Origin of the sequence: Pseudovibrio sp. POLY-S9 (assembly GCF_001431305.1) — a bacterium.
Taxonomy (GTDB): Bacteria; Pseudomonadota; Alphaproteobacteria; order Rhizobiales; family Stappiaceae; genus Pseudovibrio.
In genome coordinates this window covers 2,078-5,588 of the sequence record NZ_LCWX01000156.1, presented here as the reverse complement: position 1 = coordinate 5,588, position 3,511 = coordinate 2,078, and the positions used below count along the sequence as shown (strand labels likewise).

Annotated in this window: 5 protein-coding genes and 1 pseudogene; 3 read left to right on the top strand and 3 right to left on the bottom strand. The window is 49.2% G+C overall.

Annotated features, from left to right (window positions below; translation table 11 throughout):
* The coding region (locus PPL9_RS14290; protein ID WP_152986702.1) for a transposase domain-containing protein at positions 1–306 on the top strand (306 nt) is incomplete at its 5' end.
* Between the two features lie 190 nt (positions 307–496).
* Positions 497–1,687, top strand: coding sequence for a hypothetical protein (locus PPL9_RS14285; RefSeq protein WP_161831303.1), 1,191 nt, complete (start codon positions 497–499; stop codon positions 1,685–1,687).
* 143 nt (positions 1,688–1,830) lie between these two features.
* Here the strand turns inward: PPL9_RS14285 and PPL9_RS14280 are convergent, their stop codons facing one another.
* The gene (locus PPL9_RS14280) at positions 1,831–2,808 is read right to left on the bottom strand and encodes an IS5 family transposase (RefSeq protein ID WP_057463329.1); all 978 of its coding nucleotides are present in this window, start codon (positions 2,806–2,808) and stop codon (positions 1,831–1,833) included.
* 66 nt (positions 2,809–2,874) lie between these two features.
* Here PPL9_RS14280 and PPL9_RS14275 point away from each other — a divergent pair.
* Positions 2,875–3,120, top strand: a pseudogene (locus tag PPL9_RS14275) (DDE-type integrase/transposase/recombinase); the annotation flags it as partial.
* 7 nt (positions 3,121–3,127) lie between these two features.
* Here PPL9_RS14275 and PPL9_RS31345 read toward each other — a convergent pair.
* Together PPL9_RS31345 and PPL9_RS14270 are read right to left on the bottom strand one after the other, a co-directional pair.
* Complete coding sequence (locus PPL9_RS31345) at positions 3,128–3,334, bottom strand: hypothetical protein (RefSeq protein WP_082596871.1); 207 nt, start codon at positions 3,332–3,334, stop codon at positions 3,128–3,130.
* Positions 3,312–3,511 (bottom strand): transposase (locus PPL9_RS14270; RefSeq protein ID WP_208989376.1); only part of this gene is annotated, 200 nt, incomplete at its 5' end. The genes PPL9_RS31345 and PPL9_RS14270, both read right to left, overlap by 23 nt.

The following is a 3,511-nucleotide window of genomic DNA, read 5'->3' as shown; positions in this document are numbered from 1 at the left end:
CGCTATGCCCTCACGCGCCTACCCAAAGCGCGCGCCTATCTGGACAATGGCTCTCTGGAGCTGGACAACAATTGTGCCGAGCGGGCAATGAAGCCTGTGGCTCTTGGAAGAAAAAATTATCTCTTCATGGGCTCGGAAGGGGGCGGAAAAGCAGCGGCAATCGCCTATACCCTCATCGAAACCGCCAAGCTCAACAGTGTGGATCCCCAAGCCTGGCTCTCGTGGGTTCTGGCTCAAATCGCTGATCACAAGATCACCCGCCTCAACGATCTCATGCCGTGGTGTTACGCTGCTAAGCCAGCGTAACAGGGCCTATCTCCGCTTTGTAGGTCGGGTTCGCCGGACGCACACGGTGCATTCTACTTTGACGCGAAGTTTGCGACACAACCCGCTGCAGGATCATATGCATATGATGAAAAGTCAGCGCATTTATTGAAAAGAGTGTGACGAGCAGAACATCCGAAATTCAATCCTACGTTTAGAGTGAAATGACTATGTGATTTCGAAGCGCGATCCACTGGCTAGAAAGTTGGTGATACTAGCGCAATTGATATGCAGGATTTTAGGTATGACAAACATTAGTCTGAGCGCTTTTCAGCAAATCGCGCAAGACAGCGTGGTGCTGGATCAACTAAATCAGAAACTTTCCGTAGCAAGCGGTGACGTTCACAAGCGTGAAGCAAATACCTCCATCGGTGGCCGCTTGGTGTCATGGGTTAAGCTTCACACGACTGGAGACACCCAAAAAACTGAGGATCAAAATGCTCTTAAAACCGCATTGAGGGAAACGTACACACCACGACTTGGAGAACTAGCCTACGCCCATGCTTGCAGAGCTTGCGGTATTAATGATGGCAAAACGCATAGTTTGACGGCTAAGCAAGTGCTCTCTGCTATCAACTTTGCTGAGAAGAAAATTGATAATAATCCCGCTCTAGCTTTTAGCGTTAAAGCGGAGAGGAACTATTCTGTCTCAAATGAAGCTTTGGCGTCGAAGAAGGCTCAGGTTCAAGAGCGTTTCGAACAGCCTTTGAAGGTAAAACTCGATATGCCCGAGACTTCTTTGGATCAGCACGCTCAGTTGATTTGGAAACCAATTGAAGGAACCGACCTCTCGGAGCTTCGAGATACGATCTTATCTGGAAATCTCTTTGATGACCTGTCATCTAAATACGGAAGCAAGATCGCAGACAAGGTGATTTCACAGGTGAAAGAAAATGGTATCTTTGAGATGCTTGTTTCAGACTACCAGAAGGACCCGTCAGTAAAGCATCCGGCAGGCCTCGCAGAAGATAAGCTTATCAGCATTGTGAACGAGGAAGCTCGGGAAGTCTTTATCGAAAGTTTACCTGAAGCGACACAATCGGTCCTTGATGATGTTACTCAAGTTATTGACAATGCACACCCGAAAGAGCTTGCAGATGCGTTCAACGTAAAAGATATTCCGTGGGACGTGCTTCATGGCGGGGATATGAAAGATTTCAAGGAAGTATCCTTCGACATGATCATCGATGAGCTTCGCGCCCACACCCACGATGAAAATTACCTATCTCAAGTCGCTCGTGATGATTTCAATGATATCCTGATCGAAAACTTGGAGGATATGAAGCTGAGGGCCGTGCATTTAGGCACGCCGGATGCGGCAAAGGAAAAATCCATCGAGCCCAAAGAACTCCATTGGGCCTGAGCCAGCGCGCAATGTTAAAGCATTGGGGGGCTACGCCGCTGTAAAGCTCTTTTTCCAGCGGCGTAGTATGGTTCGGCAGATTTATAGGGCGCTGTTGCACAACTCGAAATTTGCTTGCAGCTTGCCCAATCCCATGCATCTGATCATGCAGAAACCTTCTCGAACGTGGCGCGTCCGAGGGCCGTCATTGTGTTGAGAACGGCGACGCCAAGTTTTGCCTCTGTCCTCTGATTGTTCAACTTTCGTGACCTGAGCGTGGTCCAGATCACCTGCTTAAAGCGGCCCATCAAGGTTTCGCCTCGAGACCTTCGGCCATATCCGGTTTGCTTTTGCCAAGACATCTTGCCGTTCTTTTGAAGGGCAAGAATATCCCGGTCGCGAGCAGTGGGAGCGGTCGCAGCCTGTGGGCCGAGGATAGCTGGTTTGGGAGGTGGAATGATGACCTCAATACCTTCAAAACGGTCTGCTAATTTTTGTCTCACAGGCGTCCCATCATAAGCGCCATCACCGAGAAATGTAGCAACTGTATCTTCGATCTGATCCAACAGATCCGACACAGCGGTTGGATCGGCAACCGTATCCTCAGTCAGTTCAGAACATACGATTTCGCCGGCATTCAGATCAAGACCAAGGTGAAGTTTGCGCCAAGTTCTGCGCTTTATCCTGGTTCCATGCTTGGTTTCCTGCCATTCTCCGGCACCAAAGATCTTAACGCCTATACTATCGATTACCAGCGCTACTGGCTCAGAGTTCGTTCGCGGTTTGGGATTTGAAAGTTTCAAGCCATCTGCGCGGCGCGACAGGGATGAAAAGTCAGGAACCGGTAAAACCAACTCCACCAAATGGAACACAGACCTCACAAACCCTTGAGTCTGCCTCAAAGCAAGACCGAATACGACCCGGATCTGCAAACAGGTTTCAATGGACAGATCAGAGTATTTAACGGGTTTCCCGCAGCGGTTGCTCGCTGGTGCGAACCAGGCACCGGCAACGCTGTCTTCAACCCAGACTGTGATGTCTCCACGGCGACGCAGGCTTTCATTATACTCCGACCAGTTCATCACCTTATATTCGGTTTTCTCGAACTTGTGACGACGGTCGGCATTGTGTTTAAACGGCATAAAGGAAGTCTTCAAAAAAGGAATTTTCAGAGAAGATACACTTCATCAGGGGAATATTGCAACAACGCCCATCGGGCCCACAAGGGATTGAACAATCGGATAGAAAACTCGCATAGTCCAACCCGAAGGCGGGAGAAGATCATGGGCCGGTTCAAGTCGCGTCAACAGGGAAAGAGGTTTCTGTCAGCCCACGACCAATTCAACACCATCTTCCGTCCTCGCCGGTACAAACTTTCCAATCAATCTTACCGCCATGAAAGGTCTGATGCATTCGCCCTTTGGGCTGACTACACAGCTGAAATGGCTGCCTAAAGTCGGCTCAAATTGCCCCTTTGCAATTCATCCAAAACAATTTAGCAATACCGCTAGCAGTCGAATAAGACGCATTCTGTGCATCGATAAACTGATATCTCATCGACATGTTTCCCTGGCGAAGAACGCTGCCGCCTTTTTTAATAAATCTCTCTCTTGCCGAAATTGCTCGTTGTCTTTGCGCAATCTGGCTAATTCTTTTTTGCGTCTTCATGCGGTCCTGACAGCAAATCTTGATCCTGAAATTCTTTGATCCAGCGGTTCAAGGTAGCTTGTCCCACACCAAGATCGGCAGCGATTTCAGGAATGGGCCGACCACTCACATCCACCAGCCGTACCGCTTCCCGTTTAAACTCTTCCGTATAATGTTTTCGACCCATGAAGTCCTCCT